The sequence below is a fragment of the Streptomyces rectiviolaceus genome, assembly GCF_039533825.1.
Taxonomy (GTDB): domain Bacteria; phylum Actinomycetota; class Actinomycetes; order Streptomycetales; family Streptomycetaceae; genus Streptomyces; species Streptomyces rectiviolaceus.
In genome coordinates, this window is the sequence record NZ_BAAAUG010000019.1 from 111,150 (window position 1) to 136,502 (window position 25,353).

At 68.8% G+C, this 25,353-nt stretch carries 30 protein-coding genes; 8 read left to right on the plus strand and 22 right to left on the minus strand.

Going from position 1 to position 25,353, the window contains the following annotated elements:
- Nucleotides 1-372 precede the first annotated feature (372 nt).
- The 4 genes from ABD378_RS04840 to ABD378_RS04855 all read right to left on the minus strand — a co-directional run bounded on the left by ABD378_RS04840 (nucleotide 373) and on the right by ABD378_RS04855 (nucleotide 3,130).
- Nucleotides 373-663, minus strand: a complete 291-nt coding sequence (locus tag ABD378_RS04840) for a DUF4229 domain-containing protein (RefSeq protein ID WP_344519128.1) — start codon at nucleotides 661-663, stop codon at nucleotides 373-375.
- Between the two features lie 126 nt (nucleotides 664-789).
- Complete coding sequence (locus ABD378_RS04845; protein ID WP_344519129.1) at nucleotides 790-1,314, minus strand: GNAT family N-acetyltransferase; 525 nt, start codon at nucleotides 1,312-1,314, stop codon at nucleotides 790-792.
- Nucleotides 1,315-1,430: 116 nt separating this feature from the next.
- Nucleotides 1,431-2,594 carry an aminofutalosine synthase MqnE gene (gene mqnE, locus ABD378_RS04850; protein ID WP_344519130.1) on the minus strand — a complete coding sequence of 388 codons (1,164 nt, stop codon included), beginning with the start codon at nucleotides 2,592-2,594 and terminating at the stop codon, nucleotides 1,431-1,433.
- Nucleotides 2,595-2,668: 74 nt separating this feature from the next.
- Nucleotides 2,669-3,130, minus strand: coding sequence for an Lrp/AsnC family transcriptional regulator (locus ABD378_RS04855; protein WP_344519131.1), 462 nt, complete (start codon nucleotides 3,128-3,130; stop codon nucleotides 2,669-2,671).
- Nucleotides 3,131-3,260: 130 nt separating this feature from the next.
- Between ABD378_RS04855 and ABD378_RS04860 the strand changes: the two genes are divergently transcribed.
- The gene (locus tag ABD378_RS04860) at nucleotides 3,261-3,401 is read left to right on the plus strand and encodes a hypothetical protein (protein ID WP_344519197.1); all 141 of its coding nucleotides are present in this window, start codon (nucleotides 3,261-3,263) and stop codon (nucleotides 3,399-3,401) included.
- On the opposite strand, the gene ABD378_RS04865 is transcribed toward ABD378_RS04860, so the two are convergent.
- From ABD378_RS04865 to ABD378_RS04875, 3 genes are read right to left on the minus strand one after another with little or no spacing between them, the layout of a single operon-like run.
- Complete coding sequence (locus tag ABD378_RS04865) at nucleotides 3,398-4,078, minus strand: UbiX family flavin prenyltransferase (RefSeq protein WP_344519132.1); 681 nt, start codon at nucleotides 4,076-4,078, stop codon at nucleotides 3,398-3,400. The genes ABD378_RS04860 and ABD378_RS04865 overlap by 4 nt on opposite strands.
- Nucleotides 4,079-4,087: 9 nt before the next feature.
- A complete protein-coding gene (mqnP, locus tag ABD378_RS04870; protein ID WP_344519133.1) occupies nucleotides 4,088-5,011 on the minus strand; it encodes a menaquinone biosynthesis prenyltransferase MqnP in 924 nt (307 codons plus the stop codon).
- A 2-nt stretch (nucleotides 5,012-5,013) separates the two neighbouring features.
- Nucleotides 5,014-6,471, minus strand: a complete 1,458-nt coding sequence (locus ABD378_RS04875; protein WP_344519134.1) for a menaquinone biosynthesis decarboxylase — start codon at nucleotides 6,469-6,471, stop codon at nucleotides 5,014-5,016.
- 89 nt (nucleotides 6,472-6,560) lie between these two features.
- Here ABD378_RS04875 and ABD378_RS04880 point away from each other — a divergent pair, with 89 nt between their 5' ends.
- Both ABD378_RS04880 and ABD378_RS04885 read left to right on the plus strand, forming a co-directional pair.
- Nucleotides 6,561-6,884: a PLD nuclease N-terminal domain-containing protein gene (locus ABD378_RS04880; protein ID WP_344519135.1), complete on the plus strand. Its 324-nt coding sequence runs from the start codon at nucleotides 6,561-6,563 to the stop codon at nucleotides 6,882-6,884.
- Between the two features lie 2 nt (nucleotides 6,885-6,886).
- The gene (locus ABD378_RS04885) at nucleotides 6,887-7,798 is read left to right on the plus strand and encodes a LysR family transcriptional regulator (RefSeq protein WP_344519188.1); all 912 of its coding nucleotides are present in this window, start codon (nucleotides 6,887-6,889) and stop codon (nucleotides 7,796-7,798) included.
- Here the strand turns inward: ABD378_RS04885 and ABD378_RS04890 are convergent.
- A complete protein-coding gene (locus tag ABD378_RS04890) occupies nucleotides 7,743-8,660 on the minus strand; it encodes a DMT family transporter (protein ID WP_344519189.1) in 918 nt (305 codons plus the stop codon). The two genes, ABD378_RS04885 and ABD378_RS04890, sit on opposite strands and share 56 nt — an antisense overlap.
- Nucleotides 8,661-8,790: 130 nt before the next feature.
- Here ABD378_RS04890 and ABD378_RS04895 point away from each other — a divergent pair, with 130 nt between their 5' ends.
- A complete protein-coding gene (locus ABD378_RS04895; RefSeq protein ID WP_344519136.1) occupies nucleotides 8,791-9,243 on the plus strand; it encodes a nucleoside deaminase in 453 nt (150 codons plus the stop codon).
- On the opposite strand, the gene ABD378_RS04900 is transcribed toward ABD378_RS04895, so the two are convergent.
- Complete coding sequence (locus ABD378_RS04900; RefSeq protein WP_344519137.1) at nucleotides 9,240-9,563, minus strand: ArsR/SmtB family transcription factor; 324 nt, start codon at nucleotides 9,561-9,563, stop codon at nucleotides 9,240-9,242. The genes ABD378_RS04895 and ABD378_RS04900 overlap by 4 nt on opposite strands.
- A 116-nt stretch (nucleotides 9,564-9,679) precedes the next feature.
- On the opposite strand from ABD378_RS04900, the gene ABD378_RS04905 reads away from it, so the two are divergent.
- Nucleotides 9,680-10,693 (plus strand): quinone oxidoreductase family protein, encoded by a 1,014-nt coding sequence (locus ABD378_RS04905; RefSeq protein ID WP_344519190.1) that lies wholly within the window; start codon nucleotides 9,680-9,682, stop codon nucleotides 10,691-10,693.
- Between the two features lie 33 nt (nucleotides 10,694-10,726).
- On the plus strand, nucleotides 10,727-11,719 hold the full coding sequence (locus ABD378_RS04910) for an isopenicillin N synthase family dioxygenase (protein WP_344519139.1): 993 nt from the start codon (nucleotides 10,727-10,729) through the stop codon (nucleotides 11,717-11,719).
- Here the strand turns inward: ABD378_RS04910 and ABD378_RS04915 are convergent, their stop codons facing one another.
- The 9 genes from ABD378_RS04915 to hemL all read right to left on the minus strand — a co-directional run bounded on the left by ABD378_RS04915 (nucleotide 11,720) and on the right by hemL (nucleotide 20,480).
- Nucleotides 11,720-12,244: an SRPBCC domain-containing protein gene (locus ABD378_RS04915; RefSeq protein WP_344519140.1), complete on the minus strand. Its 525-nt coding sequence runs from the start codon at nucleotides 12,242-12,244 to the stop codon at nucleotides 11,720-11,722.
- A gap of 48 nt (nucleotides 12,245-12,292) precedes the next feature.
- Complete coding sequence (locus ABD378_RS04920) at nucleotides 12,293-12,502, minus strand: hypothetical protein (RefSeq protein WP_344519141.1); 210 nt, start codon at nucleotides 12,500-12,502, stop codon at nucleotides 12,293-12,295.
- Nucleotides 12,503-12,608: 106 nt separating this feature from the next.
- Nucleotides 12,609-13,715 (minus strand): c-type cytochrome biogenesis protein CcsB, encoded by a 1,107-nt coding sequence (ccsB, locus tag ABD378_RS04925; protein ID WP_344519142.1) that lies wholly within the window; start codon nucleotides 13,713-13,715, stop codon nucleotides 12,609-12,611.
- On the minus strand, nucleotides 13,712-15,517 hold the full coding sequence (gene resB / locus ABD378_RS04930; RefSeq protein WP_344519143.1) for a cytochrome c biogenesis protein ResB: 1,806 nt from the start codon (nucleotides 15,515-15,517) through the stop codon (nucleotides 13,712-13,714). The genes ccsB and resB overlap by 4 nt, the downstream gene beginning before the upstream one ends.
- Before the next feature lie 3 nt (nucleotides 15,518-15,520).
- A complete protein-coding gene (locus ABD378_RS04935; protein WP_344519191.1) occupies nucleotides 15,521-16,285 on the minus strand; it encodes a cytochrome c biogenesis CcdA family protein in 765 nt (254 codons plus the stop codon).
- A 10-nt stretch (nucleotides 16,286-16,295) separates the two neighbouring features.
- Nucleotides 16,296-16,925 carry a TlpA family protein disulfide reductase gene (locus tag ABD378_RS04940; protein WP_344519144.1) on the minus strand — a complete coding sequence of 210 codons (630 nt, stop codon included), beginning with the start codon at nucleotides 16,923-16,925 and terminating at the stop codon, nucleotides 16,296-16,298.
- Between the two features lie 66 nt (nucleotides 16,926-16,991).
- Nucleotides 16,992-18,221 carry a polysaccharide deacetylase family protein gene (locus ABD378_RS04945; RefSeq protein ID WP_344519145.1) on the minus strand — a complete coding sequence of 410 codons (1,230 nt, stop codon included), beginning with the start codon at nucleotides 18,219-18,221 and terminating at the stop codon, nucleotides 16,992-16,994.
- Between the two features lie 241 nt (nucleotides 18,222-18,462).
- A complete protein-coding gene (locus ABD378_RS04950; RefSeq protein ID WP_344519146.1) occupies nucleotides 18,463-19,146 on the minus strand; it encodes a histidine phosphatase family protein in 684 nt (227 codons plus the stop codon).
- Nucleotides 19,143-20,480: a glutamate-1-semialdehyde 2,1-aminomutase gene (gene hemL / locus ABD378_RS04955; protein ID WP_344519147.1), complete on the minus strand. Its 1,338-nt coding sequence runs from the start codon at nucleotides 20,478-20,480 to the stop codon at nucleotides 19,143-19,145. The genes ABD378_RS04950 and hemL overlap by 4 nt, the downstream gene beginning before the upstream one ends.
- A 162-nt stretch (nucleotides 20,481-20,642) precedes the next feature.
- Between hemL and ABD378_RS04960 the strand changes: the two genes are divergently transcribed.
- The gene (locus tag ABD378_RS04960; RefSeq protein WP_344519149.1) at nucleotides 20,643-21,242 is read left to right on the plus strand and encodes a hypothetical protein; all 600 of its coding nucleotides are present in this window, start codon (nucleotides 20,643-20,645) and stop codon (nucleotides 21,240-21,242) included.
- A 34-nt stretch (nucleotides 21,243-21,276) separates the two neighbouring features.
- Here ABD378_RS04960 and ABD378_RS04965 read toward each other — a convergent pair whose 3' ends face one another.
- The 3 genes from ABD378_RS04965 to ABD378_RS04975 form a co-directional block, all read right to left on the minus strand.
- Nucleotides 21,277-21,870 carry an FMN reductase gene (locus tag ABD378_RS04965; RefSeq protein ID WP_344519150.1) on the minus strand — a complete coding sequence of 198 codons (594 nt, stop codon included), beginning with the start codon at nucleotides 21,868-21,870 and terminating at the stop codon, nucleotides 21,277-21,279.
- Nucleotides 21,867-22,967 (minus strand): LLM class flavin-dependent oxidoreductase, encoded by a 1,101-nt coding sequence (locus ABD378_RS04970; protein WP_344519193.1) that lies wholly within the window; start codon nucleotides 22,965-22,967, stop codon nucleotides 21,867-21,869. The genes ABD378_RS04965 and ABD378_RS04970 overlap by 4 nt, the downstream gene beginning before the upstream one ends.
- Nucleotides 22,968-23,095: 128 nt before the next feature.
- A complete protein-coding gene (locus tag ABD378_RS04975; RefSeq protein ID WP_344519151.1) occupies nucleotides 23,096-23,698 on the minus strand; it encodes a TIGR03086 family metal-binding protein in 603 nt (200 codons plus the stop codon).
- 81 nt (nucleotides 23,699-23,779) lie between these two features.
- Here ABD378_RS04975 and ABD378_RS04980 point away from each other — a divergent pair, with 81 nt between their 5' ends.
- Nucleotides 23,780-24,604, plus strand: a complete 825-nt coding sequence (locus ABD378_RS04980; RefSeq protein ID WP_344519152.1) for an AraC family transcriptional regulator — start codon at nucleotides 23,780-23,782, stop codon at nucleotides 24,602-24,604.
- Here the strand turns inward: ABD378_RS04980 and ABD378_RS04985 are convergent.
- On the minus strand, nucleotides 24,558-25,094 hold the full coding sequence (locus ABD378_RS04985) for a GNAT family N-acetyltransferase (RefSeq protein ID WP_344519194.1): 537 nt from the start codon (nucleotides 25,092-25,094) through the stop codon (nucleotides 24,558-24,560). The genes ABD378_RS04980 and ABD378_RS04985 overlap by 47 nt on opposite strands.
- Nucleotides 25,095-25,353 lie beyond the last annotated feature (259 nt).

A 25,353-nucleotide genomic window follows, 5' to 3' on the forward strand; every position in this document is an offset into this window, starting at 1 on the left:
AGGGAGCGGCGACCGCGAGGGGGTCAGACGGAACGGCCGTAACGGCGCCGCTGCAGTGCAGATGTCAGTTGGTGCTTGTCGCTCGCGCTGTTCAAGGAGTCTCAGCGAGAACTCAACGACGGCAACGACAGGCCGCGGACATGCAGCGGCAGAGATCGACATGCAGGCGCGCCACGAGCGGAACGCTCATGGCGATGCGGTGCGCGGCTGCTGTCTTCATGTCGAACACGTTAACACTTGAACTTTGAGAACATCAAAGGTCTTGTTTGAGGTAGAAGAGGCCAATCAGAGGCCGAGTCCCCCTCGGGACGCACGAAACCCCGGCCCGGAGCGTCCGCTCCAGTGCCGGGGTTGAGGTCTTTGTGACGAAACTTACGACTGCGCGCGAGCGGCGTCGTCGGCGAGGTCCTCCTGGGTGCGGTTCGCCTCCAGGTTGGCCTTGGTCCGCTCCACGCGCTCCACGACCTGGATGGACGCCCGGTCCCGCTCCTTGCGCAGCACCACGAAGCTGATGGGCGCGGAGACGACGAGGGCGAGCAGCAGCACCCACAGGAGGTTGGAGTCCCCGAGGCCCTTCGGCAGGACCCCGGCATAGACAAGTCCCCAGACCGCGAAAAAGCAGCCCACGAAGATCCCGAGGCGCATCAGCGTGTAGCGGAGCATGTCAATCCACTCTTCCGTTCCGAAATAGGCCCGAGTAGGACGAGCCCCTCCAGTGAAGCACGGGAGGGGTCACGTCCAGCAAGGGGGTGAGCCCTCCCGTGCTGGACGAGCCCCTCCCGCGAACGGTCAGCCGAGCGGGAGCAGCATCGTGATGTCGTCGCGGTCGTCACCGGGGGCGACACGGATCGCGCCGGGCACCCGCCCGACCTCCTTGTATCCGCAGGACGCGTAGAACCGGTCGACTCCCGTGCCGCCCCGGCAGGTCAGCCGGATCGCGTCGATCCCGTCCATCCCGCGGGCGGCGTCCGCCGCGGCGGCCATCAGGTCGCGCCCGTATCCCTTGCCCTGGTGCTTGGGGTGCACCATCACGACGTACAGCCAGATCCAGTGCTTCATCAGGCGGTGCGTGTTGTACGCGAGGAAGGTGGTCGCGGCGACGGCGCCGTCCTCGTCGTACCCGACGAGCAGCCGGATGTCCCCCTCGCTCAGCTGGGCCAGGCGCTTCAGCCACTCGGGGCGTATGTCCTCGACCGTCACGGGCGGTACGAAACCGACGGCTCCGCCGGCGTTGGACACGTCGGCCCAGAGGGCGAGGACGCCGTCGCGGAGGGCGGGATCGATCTCCGGGTCCAGCCGGAAGGTAAGCGTCATGGGGCTAGGTTAACTATTACCGCCCGCACGCCTCAAACGCGTTTCGCATCCCGGACAACGCAGCGAGCCCCGGCCTTCACGGCCGGGGCTCGCTCCTCACACGTACGTGACGTACGTCAGACCCGCATCGCCTGCGGCGTCTCACGGAGCGACAGGTCCGGACCCTCGTACTCACGGATCGACTCGTAGCGCGTGTTCCGCTCGACCGGGCGGAAGCCCGCCTCGCGGATGAGGTCGAGCAGGTCGTCCCGCGTCAGCTTGTTCGGCGTACCGAAGTTGTCCGCGTCATGCGTGATCTTGTACTCGACGACCGAGCCGTCCATGTCGTCCGCGCCGTGCTGCAGCGCGAGCTGCGTGGTCTGCAGGCCGTGCATGACCCAGAAGACCTTGACGTGCGGGACGTTGTCGAAGAGCAGCCGCGAGACCGCGAAGGTCTTCAGGGCCTCGGCGCCCGACGCCATGGTCGTCCGCGCCTGGAGGCGGTTGCGAACCTTGCCGTCCTTCATGTCCACGAAGTCGTGCTGGTAGCGCAGCGGGATGAAGACCTGGAAACCGCCGGTCTCGTCCTGGAGTTCACGAAGGCGCAGCACGTGGTCGACCCGGTGACGGGGCTCCTCGATGTGGCCGTACAGCATCGTGCACGGGGTCTTGAGACCCTTCTCGTGCGCGAGCCGGTGGATGCGCGACCAGTCCTCCCAGTGGGTGCGGTGGTCGACGATGTGCTGGCGGACCTCCCAGTCGAAGATCTCCGCGCCGCCGCCGGTCAGCGACTCCAGGCCCGCCTCGATCAGCTCGTCGAGGATGTCGGACGCCGACATCCCCGAGATCGTCTCGAAGTGGTGGATCTCCGTGGCCGTGAACGCCTTCAGGGAGACGTCCGGGAGCGCCTTCTTGAGCTCGCTCAGCGAACGCGGGTAGTACCGCCACGGCAGGTTGGGGTGCAGGCCGTTGACGATGTGCAGCTCGGTGAGGTTCTCGCCCTCCATCGCCTTGGCGAGGCGGACGGCCTCCTCGATGCGCATCGTGTACGCGTCCTTCTCGCCCGGCTTGCGCTGGAACGAGCAGTACGCGCACGACGCGGTGCACACGTTCGTCATGTTGAGGTGGCGGTTGACGTTGAAGTGCACGACGTCGCCGTTCTTGCGCGTGCGCACCTCGTGGGCGAGACCGCCGAGCCAGGCGAGATCGTCCGAGTCGTAGAGGGCGATGCCGTCCTCGCGGGACAGCCGCTCACCGGCCCGGACCTTCTCCTCCAGCTCGCGCTTGAGCCCAGCGTCCATTCCCGGCCGCCTCTCCATGTCTGTCCGACTGCTCTAAATGTCTGCGTAAATCAGGCCTCGCCCACGGTACGCCTTCACCCCTGGACCTCTTCGGGCAGCTCCCCGACCCTGTTCTCCCACTTCGTGGAGAGCACGATCGTCGTACGCGTCCTGGAGACGCCCTTCGTTCCGCTCAGCCTGCGGATCGTCTTCTCCAGGCCGTCCACGTCACTGGCCCGCACCTTGAGCATGTACGAGTCGTCGCCCGCGATGAACCAGCAGTCCTCGATCTCGTGCAGGTCCTTCAGGCGCCGTGCCACGTCCTCGTGGTCGGCGGCGTCCGAGAGGGAGATGCCGATGAGGGCGATGACGCCCAGACCGAGCGACGCGGAGTCCACGGTCGCGCGGTAGCCGGTGATGACACCCGCCGCTTCGAGGCGGTTGATCCGGTCCGTGACGCTCGGGCCGGAGAGGCCGACGAGCCGGCCAAGTTCGGCGTACGAGGCCCTGCCGTTCTCGCGCAGTGCCTGGATGAGCTGCCTGTCCACGGCGTCCATAGGTGCGATGCCTTTCATTATTCAGCGATACCGCGAGTCTATGTGTAGAATCTAAGGCGCAACAGGGTCTAAGCCCTGTGAATCTTTCAGAATCTCGGCCGAACGGCTGAGATTCTTCAAACCAACAGGAGTGAGTCACACCGTGTACTCGATCGAGATGGCCTACGCCCGGATGCGCGAGCTGCAGGATCTGGCCAACCGCTCGCGTGCCCACAAGCCCACCGCGCCCAAGGCCGAGCGCAGCACGACGCGCGCCGCCAAGAAGCGCTAGTCCCCCGGAGGGGCGGAGCCCGAACCGAGCTCTCCCTTCCAACGGCGGTACAGCTGATGCGGCACCCCTGCCGCGTCGAGCGTCCGCCCGGCGACGAAGTCCACCAGATCCTGGATGTGCGTCGCCCCCGCGTAGAACGCCGGAGAGGCGGGCAGCACGACCGCGCCCGCCTCGTCCAGCGTCACCAAGTGCTTCAGCGTCTGCCCGTTCAGCGGCGTCTCGCGTACGCAGACCACGAGCCGTCGGCCTTCCTTGAGCGTCACGCTCGCCGACCGCTGCAGCAGATCCTTCGAGAGCCCGAGCGCCACCCCGGCCACGCACGCCGTGGACGCGGGCACGATCAGCATCCCCTTGGTCGCGTACGACCCGGACGAAGGACCGGCGGCCAGATCCCCGGCCGCCCAATAGCGCACGTTCTCCACCGGAACGTCGAAGGTCCCCGGCTTCCCGTCGGCGCCGCGCCCGAGCCACTCCCGCAGGTCCTCCTGCCAGTGCGCGTCCCGGAAGGCGATGCCCGTCTCGTCGAGGATCGTGAGCCGCGAGGCACGCGAGACCACCAGGTCCACGCTCTCCCCCGCCGCGAGCAGCGCCCGCAGTACGGCGGCGGCGTACGGGGTCCCCGAGGCACCGGAAACCCCCACGATCCAAGGCTTACGCTGCGTATCTCCTGGCTTCACGCTGTGAGCCTAGACGGTCAGGCCGCGCACCAGCAGATCGAGCAGGGCGCAGACGAAGAGCGCGATGCCGATGAAGCCGTTGACCTGGAAGAAGGCGCGGTTGAGCCGCGAGAGGTCATGCGGCTTCACGATGGAGTGCTCGTAGACGAACGCGCCCGCCACGACCGCGAGTCCGAGCCAGAGGAACGCCCCCGCGTCGGTGGCAGCCGCGTACCAGACGAACAGCGCCGTGGTCGTCAGATGACAGCCGCGCGCGCCCCAGATGGCAGCCGGGATGCCGAACCGCGCGGGCACCGACATCACGCCGACCTCACGGTCCGTCTCCACGTCCTGGCAGGCGTAGATCAGGTCGAAGCCGCCGATCCAGACGCCGACCGCGAGCCCGAGGATGACGGCCTGCCAGGACCACTCGCCGGTGATCGCGATCCAGGCGCCGACCGGACCCATGGCCTGGGCGAGGCCCAGGATCGCCTGCGGGAAGTTCGTGAACCGCTTGCCGTAGGGATAGACCACCATCGGGATCACCGCGATGGGCGCGAGGGCGAGGCAGAGCGGGTTGAGCAGGGCGGCCGAGCCGAGAAAGATGACGACCGCGATGAGCGCGCCCGTCCACGCGGACTTCACCGAGACCGCGCCCGTGACGAGCTCGCGGTGGGCGGTCCTCGGGTTACGGGCGTCGATCTCCCGGTCGATGATCCGGTTGGCGGCCATGGCGAACGTCCGCAGGCCGACCATGCAGATGGTGACCAGGAGCAGCCTGCCCCAGTGGATGTTCTCGTCCAGCTGGAACATCGCGGTCAGCGCGGCGATGTAGGCGAAGGGCAGGGCGAAGACCGAGTGCTCGATCATGACGAGGCGCAGGAACGCCTTGACCTTGCCGGGCGGGGCGGGCTCGGGCCCGAAGAGTTCCGGAGTCGCTGAATCAGCACTCATCTTTAGAGCCCGTACTCCTTCCAGCGGCGGTCGACCTTCGACGCCGTCTCCGGGTCGGACTCGACCATGTTCGGCCAGCCCCCGTCCCGGGTGTATCCCTCTTCGGGCAGCTTCTTCGTCGCGTCGATGCCCGCCTTGCCGCCCCAGAACTGCTGGTAGGAGGCGTGGTCGAGGTGGTCGACGGGACCCTCGGCCACCGTCAGGTCGCGCGCGTAGTCGGTGTTGCCGAGCGCGCGCCAGGACACTTCGTGCAGGTCGTGGACGTCGCAATCCTTGTCCACGACCACGATCAGCTTGGTCAGCGACATCATGTGCGCGCCCCAGATGGCGTGCATGACCTTCTGCGCGTGCTTCGGGTACTTCTTGTCGATCGAGACGATCGCGCAGTTGTGGAAACCGCCGGACTCCGGCAGGTGGTAGTCCACGATGTCCGGGACGATCACCTTGAGGAGCGGCAGGAAGAAGCGCTCGGTCGCCCTTCCCAGCGGACCGTCCTCGGTCGGCGGGCGGCCGACCACGATCGACTGGAGCAGCGGACGCTTCCGCATCGTCACGCAGTCGATCTTCAGGGCGGGGAAGTCCTCCTGCGGCGTGTAGAAGCCGGTGTGGTCGCCGAAGGGGCCCTCCGGGAGCATCTCGCCCGGCTCCAGCCAGCCCTCGATGACGACCTCTGCATGGGCAGGAACCTGGAGCGGGACCGTCTTGCAGTCGACCATCTCCACGCGCTTGCCCTGGATGAACCCGGCCAGCATGTACTCGTCCATGTCGCCGGGCAGCGGGGCCGTGGACGCGTACGTGACGGCGGGCGGACAGCCGAAGGCAATCGCGACCGGCAGCTTCTCGCCCCTTCGGGCGGCCACCTGGTAGTGGTTGCGGCTGTCCTTGTGGATCTGCCAGTGCATGCCGATGGTGCGCTTGTCGTGGCGCTGGAGGCGGTACAGACCGAGGTTGCGGACGCCGGTGTCCGGGTCCTTGGTGTGGGTCAGGCCCAGGTTGAAGAAGGAGCCGCCGTCCTCGGGCCAGGTGAAGAGCGCGGGCAGCTTCTCCAGGTCGACGTCGTCGCCGGTGAGGACGACCTCCTGCACGGGCGCGTTGTCGGACTTCACCTTCTTCGGCGGTACGTGCGTCATGGCGCCGAGCTTCCCGAAGGCCTCGCGCACGCCGACGAAGCCGTGCGGCAGCTCGGGCTTGAGGAGGCCGCCGATCTTCTCGCTGATCTCGCCGTACGACTTCAGGCCGAGCGCCTTCAGGAGGCGGCGGTCCGTCCCGTACACATTCATCGCGAGGGGCATCGCCGAGCCCTTGACGTTCTCGAAGAGGAGCGCGGGGCCGCCGGACTTCTGCACCCGGTCGGTGATCTCGCCGACCTCCAGATACGGATCGACCTCGGCCTTGATGCGCTTGAGATCGCCCTCGCGCTCCAGTGCACGGAGCAGGGAGCGAAGATCGTCATAAGCCATGCGGTCAAGTATCGGTCACCGGCTACCCTGGCCGGGTCACCGGGGTTCGCACGCCGCCCTTCCTTCGTCGCTTGGGGAATCGCGCAATCATGCTCAGGTATCTGCCGTTCCTGCTGGTCCTGGCCGTGTGGATCTATGCCTTCATCGATGTCCTGAACACTCCGGAGAAGGAGATCAGGCATCTGCCGAAGGTGGTCTGGGTCATCATCGTGCTGCTCTTCGGCGAGGTTCTCCTCGGCCCGATCGCCTGGTTCGTCACGGGCAAGGTGCGCAAGACGCCTGCCGCCGGGGGTGTCACGCGTCCCGGGCGCGGCGGACAGTGGGTGGCGCCGGACGACAACCCCGAGTTCCTGAAGTCCCTCAGGGACGAGGACCCGGACGAGGAAAAGCGGGACAGAGGCACGGAGAGCTGATGATGGAACTGCGGCTGCTCGTCACCTTCGAAAAGGTCGCGTCCGTACTCAGCTTCACGCAGGCCGCGGCCGAGCTGAAGTACGCCCAGTCCAGCGTCACCAGCCAGATCCGCTCCCTGGAGTCCTCGCTCGGCACCGAGCTCTTCGACCGGCTCGGCAGCCGCATCCGCCTGACGGAGGCGGGTGAGCGCCTGCTCCCCTACGCCCGGCAGATCATCGAGCTGACGGAAGAGGCGCGGGCCGAGGTCGTCGACGCCGGCGAGCCGAGCGGCGCCATCGCGGTCGGCACGATGGAGTCGCTGACGTCCTACCGCCTGCCCCCGCTGCTCGAACTCTTCCACCACCGCTACCCGAAGGTGCAGCTCTCCCTGCGCCCCACCCTGGGCGACGAGACTCGCCATGCGCTGCGGCAGGGGACGTACGACGTCGGGTTCCTGATGGAGCGGGAGACCGCGCACGCGGGCCTGGAGACCGAGGTCCTCGCCCAGGAGCCGCTGGTCCTGGTCTGCGCGCCGACACATCCGCTGGCCGGACACGGGGGCGACTCGCTCGCCACGGGCGATCTGGCGGCGGTGCAACTGGTCGGCACGGAACCGGGCTGCCCCTACCGCGACCTGTTCGAGGACGAGCTGCGGATGCGCAACGGCGCCCCGCCGCCCTTCATGGAGTTCGGCACGATCGAGGCCACCAAGCGGGGTGTCGCCGGTGGCCTCGGGGTGGCACTCCTGCCGCGGATGGCGGTGCGCGACGAGCTGGCATCGGGGGTGCTCGTCGCGCTGCCGTGGGAGCCGCCGTTCGCGCTGCACACGCAGCTCGCGTGGCGCTCGGGGAAGCGGCTGCCCTCGCATGTGCGGCTGTTCATCGACCAGTCGGTACGGCTGGTGCGGGAGCAGGCAGCGGAGACGGCGAAGTAGCGACAGTCTTCGGTGACTTGGCACGGTTGACCTTCAGGCTCGCGAGGACGATCAGCGGTACGCCGAGCGCCTGGACGAGCCCGATGTGGTGTCCGTAGACGGCCCAGTCGGCGACCATCGCGACCGCCGGGTACGTGAAGGCGAGTACGGCGATCTTGGCGGTGGGCAGCTTCGCGTACGCCGCGTACATCAGGACGTACATCAGCCCGGTGTGGATGACGCCGAGTCCGACAAGCCAGGCCCATCCGGTGCCCGTGCCGCTCATCGCGCCGAAGTCGGCGAAGGGCAGCAACAGCGGGATTCCGACGAGGACTTGGACGAGGGCGATGAGGTGCGGGCGTACGCCGGTGATGCGCTTGGTGACGAGAGTCGAGAGGCCGTAGAGCAGCGCGGCCAGGAGCGCGAAGCCGATCCCGGTGAGCGAGCCGAGGTCGCCGGGGCGCACCCCGGAGACGAGCACGAGGCCGGCGAACGCGGTGGCGAGCCACATGAGTTGATGCCTGGTCAGCCGCTCGCGGAAGATGACCGCGCTGAGCAGCACGAGCAGGAACGGCTGCGTGTGGTAGACGACGGTGGCCAGGGAGATCGAGGTCGCCTCGTAGGCCTTGAAGAGGAACACCCAGTTGAAGACGATGAACGCGCCGCCGAGCGCGGCGAGTCCGAGCTTCTTCGGTGTGATGCCGTGGTCGCGGAAGTAGCCGCGGGCGAAGGCGTAGGCGCCCAGGGCGATGGCGCCGAAAAGGACGCGGAAGAACACGACGTTGAAGGCCGACGCGCCCGACTCGACGACGAAGATCCCGAGGGTGCCGGAGAGCACCATCGCGGCGGTGAGCTGGGCCGTGCCCTTGTTCTCTGAGGTCATGGAGTTCATGCCCTGAAGCTACGAGCGGGCGTATGTGCTGGTCCACGGGCCAGTGGGGCGTCCTGCCGATGGGGTCATCGGCGGGGACGATGGCCCCGCCGATGACCCGCAGAAGAGGAAGGGTGCGTACATGGATCAGGAACAGGCCCGCGCGTGGCTCACGACCGCTGTCGATGAGGCCCGGCAGGGGCTCGCGGAGGGCGGCATCCCGATCGGCGCGGCGCTCTACGGCGCGGACGGCGCCCTGCTGGGGCGCGGGCACAACCGCCGTGTCCAGGACGGCGATCCGTCCCTGCACGCGGAGACGTCGGCGTTCCGGGACGCGGGGCGCCAGCGCACGTATCGCGGGACGACTATGGTCACGACCCTCTCGCCCTGCTGGTACTGCAGCGGCCTGGTGCGGCAGTTCGGGATCTCGCGGGTGGTCGTGGGCGAGGCGCGGACGTTCCACGGCGGGCACGACTGGCTGGCGGAGCACGGCGTGGAGATCGTGGTCCTCGACGATCCCGCGTGCGCGGCGATGATGACGGACTTCGTCGCGGCGCGGCCGGAGCTGTGGCGCGAGGACATCGGCGCCGACTAGTCGGGCCGCAGGACCAGTGCGAGCAGCCCGGGGAAGCGCGCCTCGAACTCCTCCCGGCGGAGCCGGTTGACCCGACGCGGCCCCTCGTCCCGCTGCTCGACGAGCCCCGCCGACCTCAGCACCCCGAAGTGATGGCTCAGCGCCGCCTTGCCGACGGGCACGTCGAAGCTGCCGCAGGCGCGGGTCCAGTCGGGGGACGACGCCAACTCCCGTACCAGTTCGATGCGTACGGGATCGGCCAGCGCGGTGAGCGCGGTCAGTACGGGCACCTCGTCCGGGTGGACGTGCACCGGCGCCGCGCGGTGGTGAGTGTTCGCCACGACGACCGCTCCTCCCACAACCACTTGCCGAGTGTTCGACGAAAACCATACACTCCCGAGTGTTCGCTTTCCGTTGAACACTCGAAGGGTGCTCGCCCATGTCTCCCATGCCCACCATGCGCGCGATCCAGCTCCAGGAGTACGGCGGCCCCGAGGTCCTGAAGGTGGTGGACACGAGCACCCCCGAGCCCGGCCCCGGCCAGATCACTGTCGACGTCGCCTACACCGGCGTGAACTTCGCCGACCTCAAGGCGCGGGGCGAGGGCTACCGCGTGCCCTCGCTCCCCTACGTGCCGGGCCTCGAGGTCTCCGGCCACGTCCGGGCGCTCGGCGCGGGCGTCGAGGGGTTCGAGGTCGGCCAGGAGGTCGCCGCGCTCACCGACGGCGGGGCGTACGCGGAGGTCGCGCTCGCCGACGCGACGACGGTGTTCGCCCTGCCGGACGGCGTGGACCTGCGCACGGCCGCCACCCTGCCCACGGTCCTGCCCACCGCGCACGCGCTGCTCCACGAGGTGGGCCGGCTGCGTGCGGGCGAGAGCGTCCTCGTGCAGGGGGCGGCCGGCGGAATCGGCACGGTGGTGGGCCAGTTGGCGAAGGCGGGCGGCGCGGGCGCGGTGTACGGCGTCGTGTCGAGCGAGGCCAAGGCGAAGTACGCGCTGGAGCACGGGTACGACGAGGTGTTCGTCGGCGGCTCCGGTGACTCCGGGGACTCCGCGCGCTCCGGGGACGGCTTCGCCGCCGAGGTGCGTGCGGCCACCGGTGGCCGCGGGGTGGACCTCGCCCTCGACCCGGTCGGCGGCGACGTCTTCCGCGGCGGCCTCGCGGCGCTCGCCGTCTTCGGGCGGCTCGTCTCCTTCGGCAACGCGAGCTCGGCCCCGCCGTGGCAGGTGGGCCAGCCTGAGCTGTACGGGACGGGGCTCGGCGTCTCCGGCTTCTCGATCCTCTCCCTCGCCAAGTCGGCGCCCGACGCCCTGCGCGAGGTCGCCGCACGGGCCTTCGCGAAGGTGGCCGACGGAACGGTGCGGCTGCCCGTGACGGCGGAGTTCCCGCTGGCGGACGCGGCGGAGGCACATCGCCTGATGGGGGCGCGCACTAGCACGGGGAAGCTGCTGCTGCGGGTGGCGGGCTGACTTCTCGGCCTGTCCGGGAGGACAGTGAAGAGCATGACGACCTCCTCGGGAGAGCCCGGCAGGGGCGAGCCCCGCATCCCCACCATCGATCTGGAGCCGTGGCTCTCGGGCGGCCCGGCGGCCCGTGCCGCCGTCGCGCGGACCGTCGACCGCGCACTGCGGACGGCCGGGTTCCTGCTGGTGACCGGCCACGGCGTGGACCCGTCCCTGCGCACACGCCTCAGAGCATCGGCCCGCGCGTTCTTCGTACTCCCCGCATCGGTCAAGGAGCCGTACGCCGCGAAGGTCGGCGGGCGCGGCTGGCTCGGCCCCGGCGCCGAGGCCAACGGCTACGCGGAGGGGACCAAGACCCCGCCCGATCTCAAGGAGTCCCTGACCTTCGCGACCGAGCGCCCCTTCGACGACCCGTCCGTCAACGCCGAGTGGTACGAACCGAATGTCTGGCCGCCGGAGGCATCCGGACTGAGGGCTCTCTGCTCGGCCTACCTGGCCCGGATGGAGAAGCTCACCGACCAGCTCCTCACCCTCCTCGGCGAGGCACTGGGCGAGCGGCCCGACTTCTTCACGCGGCACATGAGCCACCCGACGTACGGCTTCAACATCAACTGGTACCCGGGTACGGAGGTCGTCGGGGAGCCGCAGCCCGGCCAGTTCCGCATCGGCCCGCACACCGACTTCGGCACGGTCACCGTGCTCGACCGGCAGGCGGGCAAGGGCGGACTCCAGGTCTTCACCGACGAGGACGGCTGGCAGGACGCCCCGTACGACCCGGACGCCTTCACCGTCAACATCGGGGATCTGATGGCCCGTTGGACCGGCGATCGCTGGCGCTCGGGCCGCCACCGGGTGCTGCCGCCGCCGGCCGACGCACCGGCCGAGGAACTGATGTCCCTGGTCTACTTCGGCGAGTGCACGCCGGGCACGCTCGTGGAGTCGGTGCCCGCGCCGGTGGGGCGGGTGGCGTACGAGCCGGTGGACTCGCACACGTATCTGCGGGCGAAGCTGGACTCGATCACCCTGGGCTGATCACTCGCTCCTCGCGTACGACTCGCGCAGCTCGCGCCATCGGTCCAGGCTCCACGCCGACCAGTCCTTCGGCCGCCCGTCGAGCGCGTCGACGAGGAACTCGAAGTGGTTGTGCCAGCCGGCGAGGCAGTCGAGCCGCAGCTCGTCGTCACCGTCGAACTCATTGGTGAAGCGGAGGGTCGTCCCTGCCTTGCCGTCGGCCGCCTCCAGGTGGAAGCGGCACCGTCCGTGCAGGTCGATCGTGTACTCGGCGACCCGCTCCGGGTCCCACGCGGTGATGTGCCCGGAGTGCGTGGCCGACTCGTCCCCGTTGAGCCAGCGCAGCGTGACCGCACCGCCGAGCCGCGGCTCGAACACGTCGGCGGCGGCAAGCCACCCCGGAAGCCCCTCCGGGGTGGCCACCGCGGCCCAGACTCTTTCCACAGGGTGGGGAAGACGGAGCTCGTGGTGGAGGTGCTGGATCGGCCCCCCGGTACCGGTGGAGCGCTCCGTCCTGCTCGTGCCCTGCCCGATCGTCACCGTCATGGCCCAAGCCTCGCCCGGTACACCCCGTTCCGCACCCCTTGCGCGTACTTACGGGCGCTGGCCCGCCTTGTCGACGACCACACGCTCCAGGACCGCACTGCGGCCGGTGACGGTGCCCTCCTTGAAGCCGGTGGGCAGATCCTCGACCGCGACCTGCCGCTCGCCCAGGAACTCCTTGGTCTTCTTGTCGAAGATCAGCTCGACACCAGGGATCTTCGACGCGGCGAGGTAGAGGGCGGCGGCCTGCTCGGGCGGCATCAGCGACTCGAACAGGAGGTCACCGACGAGGACGGCAAAGGCCGGTTCCCGTGACCTGGGTCACGGGAACCGGCCTGGCCTCAAGAGGCGATGACGGTATGAGGGCTCAGACCCCTGCGTACGAGTGCTTGCCGGTGACGAAGATGTTCACGCCGTAGTAGTTGAACAGCCAGCAGCCGAAGGCGATCAGGGCCAGGTAGGCGGCCTTGCGGCCCTTCCAGCCCGCGGTCGCGCGCGCGTGCAGGTAGCAGGCGTAGGCGACCCAGGTGATGAAGGACCAGACCTCCTTGGGGTCCCAGCCCCAGTAGCGGCCCCACGCGTCGCCCGCCCAGATCGCGCCCGCGATGATCGTGAACGTCCACAGCGGGAAGACCGCGGCGTTCACGCGGTACGAGAACTTGTCGAGCGTGGTCGCGGCCGGGAGGCGCTCCAGGACGGAGGTCGCGAAGCGGCCGGGCTGTCCGCCGGAGGCCAGCTTGTTCTCGTAGGAGTCGCGGAAGAGGTAAAGGATCGTCGCGACGCCGGCCAGGTAGAACGTCGCACCGCAGAAGATCGCGGTGGAGACGTGGATCCACAGCCAGTACGAGTGGAGGGCGGGCACCAGCTGGTCGCTGGCCGTGTACAGGACGGTGACGGCGAGACCGAGGTCGAGGAGGACCGTGGTGACCAGCGGAAGGCCGAGCCAGCCGACGTTCTTCTTCAGTGCCATGAGCACGAGGTACACACCGACGGCCATGGTGGAGAACGTCAGGTTGAACTCGTACATATTGCCCCACGGCGCCCGCTGCACCGAGAGCGCGCGGGTGAGCACACCGCCGAACTCCACGAGGAACGCGAGCACGGTGAGGGACACGGCGATACGGCCGTAGAGGTCGCCCTTCTCGTCACCTGCCGAAGCACCGGGACCATCCGGTACGTCACGGGTTCCGGTGACGGAGCGGGTGACGACCTTGGGGGCGGACTTGGGGCGGTCCAGGACGGCGGTGCCGCCCTTGGCCTTGACGGTGACGGCGGGCGCCTTGGCAGCAGCCTCGCTCCGGGTGGTCAGCGCGGCGGCCGTGCGGCCGACCTTGCTGCGGCTGCCGAGGATCCACTCCGCCATGTGCGCGAAGAAGGCAAGGAGATAGACGGCCATCGCGGAGTAGACCAGCACATTGCTGATGCTCGCGAGGTTCTCGTTCGGTTCGGCGGCGAGGGTGGTGGCGAGATTCACTTCTCAGCCCCTTCGGCAGGAACAACTTGGGGGGTGGAGTCGGCATGCTCGGCATCAGCATGATCGGCATGGTCTGGGTCGGGCGCGCTCGGCGCCTTCTCGTGAAGGTGTGCCGCGAGGTCGCCCAGCTCTTCGGGCAGCTTGGCGGACTCGCTGCGGCCGAGCCCGGCCATCTCGACGACGGTGACGCCGTCGGCGCCCCGGACGGCCCGCACCCACACGCGGCGGCGCTGGATGAACAGCGATCCGGCGAGGCCGACGATGGCGGAGATCGCTCCGACGAGCGCCCACATGCTGCCGGGCTGCTGGGAGATCTGGAAGGTCGCCCAGCGCTTGATGTCCTTCTCGAAGGTGATCGAGCCGGCACCGTTCGGCAGCTTCATCGTCTCGCCGGGCACCATCCGCTTCTTGAGGAGCTCGCCCTTGGAGTCCTCGAACTTCGTCATCTTGCTGGTGTCCAGCTGGTACACGTTCTGCGGCAGACCGGAGTCCACGCCGAGGCTTCCGTGGTACGCGGACAGCGCGAGCACGGGGTAGTCCAGGGCGGGGAACTGGGAGAACATCTGGCCGTGGCCCTCGCCCGCGAACGTCGGCACGAAGAAGGCGTTGAAGCCGAGCTGTTCCTTCTTGCCGTTCTTGTCGCGGTAGCCGTCGAGGATCTTGATCGCGCCGGTGGCCGTGCCGTTGGAGTCGATCGGCAGCAGTGGCGTGGACTGCCTGCTGACGACCTTGCCCTTTCCGTCGCGCACGGTGACGGTCGGCGCGTAGCCCTGGCCGATGAGGTAGACCTTCGAGCCGTCGACCTCGAGCGGCTTGTTGACCTCGATGGCCTGCTTCTTCTCGGGCCCGTCGATGCCCTCGCTGTAGGTGACGTTCGCCCGGTAGGTGCGGGCCGTCCCCTTCTCGGGGCCCTTCCTCTCGAACGTCGACTCGAAGCTGTCCAGCTTGAAGCTGAACGGCGCCAGGTCGTCGGTGTTGAAGAGGTTGCCGGACTTGAAGTTGTCGTACTGAGTGAGGGTGTTGGAGAACCCGTCCCCCTGGACGATGAGCTTGCCGCCCTCGGACTTGAACAGGGCGCCGACGGCGAAGGCCACCAGGAGCACGATCAGGGAGATGTGGAAGAAGAGGTTGCCCGCCTCACGCAGGTAGCCCTTCTCCGCGGTGACGGACTCTCCCGCACCCCCCTTGGCGGCCGTGAGGTCCGCGCGGAAGCGCCGCCCCTTGAGCAGACCGAGCGCCGCCTCGTGCACCTGCTCGGGCTCGGCCTCGGTGCGCCACGTGGTGTACGCGGGCAGCCGGTCGAGCCGCTTGGGGGCGCCCGGCGGGCGCCCGCGCAGCTGGCCGACGAACTGCCAGGTGCGGGGCACGATGCAGCCGATGAGGGAGATGAAGAGAAGGATGTAGATCGCCGAGAACCACACGGAGCTGTAGACGTCGAACAGCTGGAACTTCTCGTAGATCGGCCCGAGCGTGGAGTGCGTCTTCTTGAAGTCCGCGACCTTCAGCTCGTCGATGCTGGTCTGCGGGATCAGCGAGCCCGGGATCGCGCCGAGCGAGAGCAGGAGCAGCAGGAGCAGCGCGACCCGCATCGAGGTCAGCTGCCGCCACATCCACCGGACCCAGCCGACGACTTCGCGGCCGGTCCAGACGAGCCACCCGGCGACTCCGGGGGTACGCCGGCCGCCGAAGGAGCCGGGCATCGCCCGGTCCACGGGGGCGGTGGACAGCTGGGCGCCGGCGGCACCCAGGTCGCGGTCGCTCTGCTCTTCAGGGCGCTCTTCAGGGGCTTCGGTCTTGCTCATGGATCAGATCCCCACCGTGTAGCCGTTGGACCAGACCTGCATCTGCTGCACGATGCTGTCCCATACGCCGGTGACAAGAAGCAGCCCGGTCGCGATCATCATGATGCCGCCGATGCGCATCACCCAGACGTAGTGCTTCTTCACCCAGCTGAACGCGCCGAGCGCCTTGCGGAAGGCGATGGCCGCCAGGATGAACGGCAGCCCGAGTCCCAGGCAGTACGCGACGCTCAGTATGGCGCCGCGCCCCGCGCTCCCCTGGTCGAGGGCCAGGGAGTTGACGGACGTGAGCGTCGGCCCCACGCAGGGCGCCCAGCCCACGGCGAACAGCGCGCCGAGCACCGGAGCGCCCGCGAGCCCGGCGGCGGGCTTCTTGTGGAAGCGGAACTCCCGCTGGGAGAGCCAGGGCATGAGCCCCATGAAGAAGATGCCGAGGGCGATCATCACCACGCCGAGCACCTTGGTGATGACGTCCTGGTATTCCTGCAGGTTCTGCCCGACGTACCCGAAGAGCGCGCCGGTGGAGACGAAGACGGCGGTGAAGCCGAGCACGAAGAGACCGGCCCCGGCGGCCATCCGTCCCCGCTTGGCCTCCGCCAGGTCGGTGCCGCCGACCCCGGTGACGTACGACAGATAGCCCGGCACGAGCGGCAGCACGCACGGCGAGAAGAAGGAGACGAGCCCGCCGAGTACGGCCACGGGCAGCGCGAGGAGGAGCGCCCCGTTCATGACGGTCTGGTTCGCTTCGCCGACGGCGGCGAGAGTGGACATCACGAGGAGATCACTTCTCCGCGATCAGCGGGTCGATCATCTTGCGCAGCTTCTCTTCGTTGAGCGCCTGCTGCGAGCGAGCCGCGATCTTTCCCTCGCGGTCGAGGACGATCGTGGAGGGGATGAACTTCGGGTTCATCGTGCCCTTGGGGAAGCGCAGCATCAGCTTGCCCATCGGGTCGTGCAGGCTCGGGTAGGAGATCTTCCACTCCTTCTCGAACGTGAGCGCCGGGCCCTTCTGCGGATCGCGGGTGTTGATCCCGACGAACTGCACGCCCTTGCCCTCGAGGTCCTTGGAGACCTTCGCGAAGTTCGGCGCCTCGGCCCGGCAGGGGGAGCACCAGGAGCCCCAGACGTTCAGGACGACGACCTTGCCCTTGTAGTCGGCGACGTCGAGGTGCTTGCCCGTGAGGGTCTCCCCCTCGAGCTTCGGCCCGTCCTGGCGTTCGCCCTTGCCGGCCGTGGCGATGCCGTCGGAGCCGGTGACGAAGTTGGTGTTCCCGGAGCCACCGGACGTGCCGCCGGAGCTGCACGCCGACAGGGTCAGCGCGGCGACCGCGGCCCCAGCGCCCAGAAGGGCGGCGCGGCTGCGGCTACGGCTGCGGTTCGTGCTGTGGGGGGCGCGGCAGGCGGCACTCATGTGAAAAGTTTCGCATGTCTGTTTCGGGGATCTTCCGCACCCCCCGGGGTTGCGGAAAGTCCCATTTCAGACGGCCTTTCCGAGTCCCTTCCAGCCACCCGTGGGCTCCGTGCCGACCTCAAGGCCCTGCAGGTCGGCGAGCACCTTCGGGTCCTGCACGTCGAGCCAGTCGACGAACTGCCGGAACGAGACCAGGCGTACGTCCTTCTTGCCCGCGATGTGCTTCAGGGCTTCCTCGACGGCGTCCATGTAGATGCCGCCGTTCCACTCCTCGAAGTGGTTGCCGATGAAGAACGGCGCGCGGTTGGTCTCGTAGGCCCGCTTGAACCCGGCGATGTAGGACTCGGTGGCCTGCTTGCGCCAGCCCGGGTAGTTGGCCGGCGGCGCCTTCGTGGAGTTCTGCGACTGGTTGGCCAGGATGTTGTAGTCCATGGACAGGACCTCGAAGGAGTGCCCGGGGAACGGCATCGCCTGCAGCGGCAGATCCCAGACGCCCATCTTCTTCTGGGGCCAGCGCTGACGGCCGCCGGGCGACGAGGCGTCGTAACGCCAGCCGAGCTTCTTCGCCGTCGGCAGCAGATTGTCCTGGCCGAGGAGGCAGGGGGTGCGGCCGCCGACGAGTTCCTTGTCGTAGTCGAAAGGCAGCGACGGCAGATCGGTCCAGCCGGTATTCGTGCGCCATTCCTTGACGAAGGAGGTGGCCTGGTCGATTTCGCTCTGCCATTGCGCGGGAGTCCAGTTGGCGACCGTTCCACTGCCCGCGCAGAAGTGCCCGTTGAAGTGTGTGCCGATCTCATGCCCTTCGAGCCAGGCCTGACGGACGTACTTCAGCGTCTCCTTGATGTGACCGTCGGTGAGATAACCGATGTCGGATGCGCCGACCGCGTTGTTCGGCGGCTTGTAGAGCCGCTTCTTGGACTCGGGCAGGAGATAGAGCCCGGACAGGAAGAACGTCATCTTCGCGTCGTGGTCCTCGGCCAGCTTCAGGAAACGCGGGAAGAGACCGTTGCCGACCTCGCCCGCGCCGTCCCAGGAGAAGATCACGAACTGCGGGGGCGTCTCACCCGGCTGCAGGGGGACGGGCTTGCCCGGCTGATGCGGCTGCTTCCCCGTGTACGAGGTCGAGCCGTCACCGATCGGCTTCGCCGGGTGCTTGTCGCCGCCCTGACCGTCGCTGCCCTTCCCCGCGGAACCGGCCGAATGACTGCCGCCGCCCGTGCCGCAGCCGGCAAGTCCCAAAGCGGCTGCGGTCCCGACTCCGAGGCCGAGCATTCCCCTGCGACTGATGTCGCGCATTCCATCCCCATTCGTCGCGCCCTGCAGCCCTGCACGCATCCATGCATGAGGGACGCCCCGTTAGAGGGCGCGACGAACAATGGGGTTCCGACAAGTAGACACATATTGAGTGTCTTTTACCGAGAACGGACATACAGTCGCCAGCCGATTACCTGGCGTGGGCGCCCCGAAGGGGCGCGGGGAACTGCGCGCCCAGCCACGACGACGCCGCAGACAATCGACGGCAATACCAGCGGAGCGCTTATGCGCCGAACGCCTTCGCCTTCCCCTTCACCGGCTTGGCACCGGCGAGGAGATGCGCGGGCACGAGATCCCGCGCGGGCTCGGTGTACCCCACCGACACGATCTTGTCGCCGCGGTACGTGAACGTCGTCAGCGAGGCCAGCGTGCACTGCCGCTTGCGCGGGTCGTGCCAAAGCCGCCGCTTCTCCACGAAGCTCCGCACGATCCAGATCGGCAACTGATGACTGACGCACACCGCTTCATGCCCGCGGGCCGCGTCCTTCGCCGCGTCCAGGGCGCCCATCATCCGCACGACCTGCTCGACGTACGGCTCGCCCCAGGACGGCTTGAACGGGTTGAACAGGTGCTTCCAGTTCTCCGGGTTCTTCAGCGCGCCGTCGCCGACGCCGAAGGTCTTGCCCTCGAAGACGTTGCCCGCCTCGATGAGCCGCCCGTCCGTCGCCAGATCCAGGCCCTGCACCTTGGCGATCGGCGTCGCCGTCTCCTGCGCACGGTCCAGGGGCGAGGACACCACATGCGTGATGTCACGCGGGGCGAGGTGCTCGGCGACCCGGTCGGCCATCTGCCGCCCCAGCTCGGAGAGGTGGTAGTCGGGAAGGCGCCCGTAAAGGATCCCCTCCGGGTTCTCCACCTCGCCGTGTCGCATCACGTGGACGACGGTGAGCTCGCTGCCCGCGCTCATGCGGTGGCCTCCGTGGTGGGTTCAGTGGCTTCGGCGGCCGCGCGCGCCGCCGAGGGCAGGGCCGCGGCGATCCGCTCGATCGCCCGCTCGTCATGGGCGGTGGAAACGAACCAGGACTCGAAGGCCGACGGCGGCAGATACACGCCCTGCGACAGCATCGAGTGGAAGAACGCGGTGAAGCGGAACGACTCCTGGGCCTTCGCGTCGTCGTAGTTCCGCACCTCACGCTCGGTGAAGAAGACGGAGAACATGTTCGACGCGTTCTGCAGCCGGTGCGCCACGCCCTCCTTGGAGAGCGCCTCGGTGACAAGACCGCGCAGCTGCTCCGAGACGGCGTCGATCGTGTCGTACGCCGCGTCGTCGAGCAGCCGCAGCTGCGCGAGACCCGCGGCCGTCGCGATCGGGTTCCCCGACAGGGTGCCCGCCTGGTAGACGGGACCGACCGGGGCGAGGTGCTCCATGACGTCCGCCCGGCCACCGAAAGCGGCGGCCGGGAAGCCGCCGCCCATGACCTTGCCGAACGTCATCAGGTCGGGCCGCACACCGTCGACGCCGAACCAGCCCGCCTTCGACGTACGGAAGCCGGTCATCACCTCGTCCGAGATGTACAGCGCGCCGTTCTTCGCACACGCGGCCTTGAGGCCCTCATTGAACCCGGGCCCCGGCGGCACCACGCCCATGTTGCCCGGCGACGCCTCCGTGATCACACACGCGATCTCACCGGGGTACGTGTGGAACGCCTCGTGCACCGCTTCGAGGTCGTTGTACGGAACGACGATGGTGTCGCCCGCCTGGGCGCCGGTGACTCCAGGGGTGTCAGGAAGCCCGAGGGTCGCGACGCCGGACCCGGCGGCGGCGAGCAGCGCGTCCACGTGACCGTGGTAACACCCGGCGAACTTGATCACCTTGGCGCGGCCGGTGAAACCGCGGGCGAGGCGGATCGCGGACATCGTCGCCTCCGTGCCGCTGGAGACGAGCCGCACCTGCTCGACGGGCGCGATGCGCGCGACGATCTCCTCGGCGAGCGCGACCTCGCCCTCGCCGGGCGTGCCGAAGGACGTGCCGTGCGAGACGGCCTCCTGGACGGCGGCGATCACATCGGGGTGGGAGTGGCCGAGGATCATCGGCCCCCACGAGCAGACGAGGTCGACGTACTCACGGCCGTCGGCGTCCGTGAGGTACGGACCGGTACCGGACACCATGAAGCGGGGCGTACCGCCCACGGCGCGGAAAGCGCGCACGGGAGAGTTCACACCGCCGGGCGTCACGGCCGCCGCACGGTCGAAGAGAGTCTGCGAAACTGGGGCGCTATACGGGAAGCTCACATGAACCATGGTGTCAGAGGCTTCGGACATCCTGCGGACAGGTGTTTCACTCCACGTTTTAGCCGGTGACCGTGGGGGAGGTCACTGACACGATGATCGGGTTGCGCGGCGGGGGCCGCGAGGCCTAGAAAAGCAGGGGCGGGCGCCCTGGAAAAGCAGTCGGGTGGAGATATGCATCGCGGTGGCGGACTGGGCGAGGGGACCGACGGCCTGGGTCCGCGGCGTGCCCGGCGGATCGGCAAGCACCGGCGCGAGGCGGAAGCGGCCGAGGCGGAGGCCTTGGCACGGGGCGAGACGGAGCGGGACCGGGCGGAGACCAGGAGTGGCCGGGTGGGCGGGGTGACCTACAAATACTTCGGTGCCCCGGACGGCGCGACCGCCGCCCGCGTGCCCATTTCGATGCGCCCCGAAGAACTCGGCGGTGACGAGCTCGGCATGGGCGGCATGTTCACGAAGATCAAGCCGGAGACGGTGGCCGCGATGGTCCTGACCGGCATCGAGGGCATACCCCTGAACAAGGTCCCCCCGCTCGAACTGGTCGTCCTGCACCCCGACTACGCCGTGGTGAAGCTCCCCATGACGGTCGTCGACCCGCTGCGCGGCATCGGCGAGGAGTCGGTCGGCGCCGCAGCGTTCATCTGGTCCACGGTCCCCGACCGCGGCGGCCCGCGCGACGCGTTCAACGTCTACCAACTGCTCCACGAATGGCAGGACTTCAGCCACCGGCTGCACGACGCGGGGCATCAGGCGTACTGCCTGGTGTGGCCCTGAGCCCCGCGGCTCCCTTCCTTCGCGTACGCCGGGACTACTCCGGCCGCAGCGCCGCGAGCTGCCGCTCGAAGGGGACAAACCCCTCGATCAGCTCCTCCTCCTGGACCGGCGCGGGCCGCATGATTCCGGCCAATTCTTTCGCCGCCCTCTCTACGCGCTCGTCCAGGCCGTCCGCGCCCCAGTCCTCGGACGCCGCGTACACGGCCGTCGGCAGGACCACCGCCCGCAGGTACGCGAACAGCGGGCGCATCGCGTGCTCCAGGACCAGCGAATGGCGCGGGGTGCCGCCGGTCGCCGCGATCAGGACCGGCGTACCGGCGATCGCGTCCTTGTCCAGGACGGTCAGCACGTCGAAGAACGACTTGAACAGGCCGCTGTACGAGGCGGAGAAGACCGGCGTGACGGCGATCAGGCCGTCCGCGCCCTTCACCGCCTCCGCCGCCGCGCTCAGCTCCGGGCCGGGGAATCCGGTGACGTAGTTGTGCGCGATCTCCACGGCCAGGTCGCGGAGTTCGACGACCTGGATCTCCACGTCGGCGTGGCGCCCGGTGGCCGCCGCCAGGCGGTCGGCCAGAAGGCGGGTGGAGGAGGGCACGCTGAGCCCCGCGGAGACGACTACGAGCTTCATGCGGTGACCTCGCTCTCGATGCCGCTCCGGGTGGCCGTCACGCGTGCGGTGTGGGTCGGTGCGTCCGGGACGTTCGCCGGGCGGTTCTTGGCGAACTCCTCGCGCAGGACGGGGACGACCTCCTCGCCGAGGATGTCCAGCTGCTCCAGGACGGTCTTGAGGGGCAGGCCCGCGTGGTCCATCAGGAACAGCTGGCGCTGGTAGTCGCCCACGCTGTCGCGGAAGGACAGCGTCCGGTCGATCACCTGCTGCGGGGAGCCGACGGTCAGGGGGGTCTGGGACGTGAACTCCTCCAGCGAAGGCCCGTGCCCGTAGACCGGGGCGTTGTCGAAGTACGGCCTGAACTCCTTCACCGCGTCCTGCGAGTTCTTCCGCATGAACACCTGGCCGCCGAGCCCGACGATCGCCTGCTCGGGCGTGCCGTGCCCGTAGTGCGCGAACCGGCGGCGGTAGAGGTCGACCATCTTCTTGGTGTGCTCCTGCGGCCAGAAGATGTTGTTGTGGAAGAAGCCGTCTCCGTAGTACGCGGCCTGCTCGGCGATCTCCGGGGAGCGGATGGAGCCGTGCCAGACGAAGGGCGCGACGCCGTCCAGCGGGCGCGGCGTGGACGTGAACGACTGGAGGGGCGTACGGAACTTGCCCTCCCACGTCACGACGTCCTCGCGCCACAGCCGGTGCAGGAGCGCGTAGTTCTCGACGGCCAGGTTGATGCCCTCGCGGATGTCCTTGCCGAACCACGGATACACCGGGCCCGTGTTGCCGCGCCCCATCATCAGATCCACCCGGCCGCCGGCCAGGTGCTGGAGCATCGCGAAGTCCTCGGCGATCTTCACCGGGTCGTTCGTGGTGATCAGGGTGGTGGAGGTGGAGAGGATCAGCCGCTCCGTCCGCGCCGCGATGTAGCCGAGCATCGTGGTGGGCGAGGAGGGCACGAACGGCGGGTTGTGGTGCTCGCCGGTCGCGAAGACGTCGAGCCCGACCTCCTCGGCCTTCAGGGCGATGGCGACCATGGCCTTGATGCGCTCGTGCTCGCTCGGCGTACGTCCCGTGGTGGGGTCAGGGGTGACATCACCGACGCTGAAGATCCCGAACTGCATGCCGGATCCGGACTGCATGGCTGACTCACTCTCCGCAGGTTGTTGACGGTTCAACTATATCTGCGGAACGGTGGCGGGCCAGAGGGTATTCCCGGGCGGGGCTCGGCTCGCCCGCAGAGCGGCTCCGGCTAGGCCGCGGAAGGGGCCCGCGGGGTCCAGCGCGGGTCGCGCCCCGTCTCGGCAAGGAGCCGCTCCAGCTCATCGGCCCCCTCGGGCACGGCGACCGGCTCCCCGAAGACACCCATCTTCCGGGCCGTCGGACCCAGGCCCGCGACCGCATCCCGCAGCGCGGCCACCACGCCGCTGCTCTCGGGAGCCGCCTCGAACTCCTGCCCCGTGGCGCGGGCCAGATCCCAGGCGTGCACCGTCAGGTCGAGCAGCGCCATACAGCCGACGGTCCTCGCGGGCATGTCCATCGCACCCGTGGTGCCCTCGTCGGCGCCGGGCACGGACCAGGCGGCGACCAACTTCCCCGCCTCCTCGGCGAAACGGTCACGCCAGTCGGGACTCTCGGCGACGAGATCGGGGGTCTCGCCGAACTCGGCGTTCTGCTTGGCGGCCAGCGCCTGGAACTGGACGATCACCTGGAAGAGGTGGTTGACCAGGGCTTTTACGTCGTACTCGGCGCAGGGCGTGGGAGTGGCGAGGCGGTCATCGGGGATCGCGCGGACCACCGGGACGGCGTGGGCCGTTGCCGCCTTCAGAAGGTCGGCGATGCTGTTCTCACTCATGCCGTGACGGTAAGGCGGCAAGGGCTCCGGCGGCTTGAAGAAACGCGACACCAGCGGCGGCCCCCGGCATACGATCCAGCCATGGCCGACGCCTCCGAGCCCGCCCCGCGCAGCGACACCAAGGGCATCGTCGACGCCGCCGGGCTCTTCGCCCACGCACGGTTCCGCCGGCACCTGGCAGCACCCGCGCTGCGGCCCTACGTGGAGCAGTACTGGCTGATCGACTGGGACCTGTCCCAGCCGTACGCCTCACACGTCGTCCCGCACCCCTCCGTGAACGTCGTCTTCCAGACCCTCCCCGGCCAGGACCCCTTCGCCGAGGTGGCGGGCATCGGACTCGACCTCTTCACCCAGAAGCTGGAAGGGCGGGGCCGGGTGTGCGGGGTGAAGTTCCGCCCCGGCGGCTTCCGCCCGTTCGCGCCGTCAAAGCCGGTGTCCGCCTGGACGGGCCGACGACTGCTGCCCCTCGAAGAGGTCTTCGCCGAGGTCCCCGAAGGCGCACTGGACGCGGTCCTGACCCCCGACGACGAGCAGGCCCGCGTGGCAGCACTTGACGCGTTCCTCCTGGCCGTCGGCCCCACGCCCGACCCCCAGGCGGACCTCGCCATGGCCCTCGCCGAACGCATCCGCACGGACCGCGGGATCCGCCGGGCCGGCGATTTCGCCCACGCCGAGGGCATGTCCGTACGGACGCTGCAACGACTGTTCTCGGCATACGTCGGGGTCGGCCCGAAGTGGCTGATCCTGCGCCACCGGATCCATGAGGCGCTCGAACACGCGGAAACAGAGCGGGAGGTGGACTGGCCGACGCTGGCGGCCACCCTGGGCTACGCCGACCAGGCCCACCTGATCAGGGACTTCACGACGACGGTGGGGGTCCCTCCGACGGCGTACGCACCCCACTGACACCCAGGTCGACACTCCAGTCGTTGCACCGCATCCAGTGCCCCTTCGGATACTCGAAGTCATGCTCGCCCCCAAGCCTGAACCCGGCCTTCCGGCACACCCCGTTGGAAGCCGCATGGTCCGCCGAGGGAAAGGCGTGCAACCGCCGGTACCGACCGGCGCCCCGAGCCTCCTCGACGACAAGACGCGCAGCCGCCGCCGCGATGCCCCGCCCCTGAAACCCGGGCAGCACGCCCCACCCCGTCTCCCACACGAACTCGCCCTGCCAGGTCCTCTCCCAGTACCCGATGGAACCAACGGCATCACCATCAAGGACCACCCGGAACATCCGCCCCCGCTCCTCCAACGCGAGATAGCGACGGTGCCGGGAAACCACCTGCTCATGCGCCTCCGGACCACCCAAGTGCACGGTCATCTCAGCGGAGTTGCAGGCAACCAACAACGCAAGGTCACCCTCCGACCAGGGAACCAACCTCAACGATCTCTCCATGCCACCCACGCTACGACGAGGGTCTGACAACACCCCCGGCAAAAGAGGCCGCGCCCCCACACACCCGCAGTCGGCATCGAGACGCGAGGGGACGTGCCGGTATGTCCGCCCGGAGCACGGCTCCCAACACTCCGGGGCCGAAGTAGCCCGGCGGCCACCGGACGATAGCGAGGACGGACATACCGGCGCGGCCCCGCCCCCAAGACGACCAGCACCGCTAGCCGACAAACGGCACCGCTAGCCAACGAACGGCACCGCG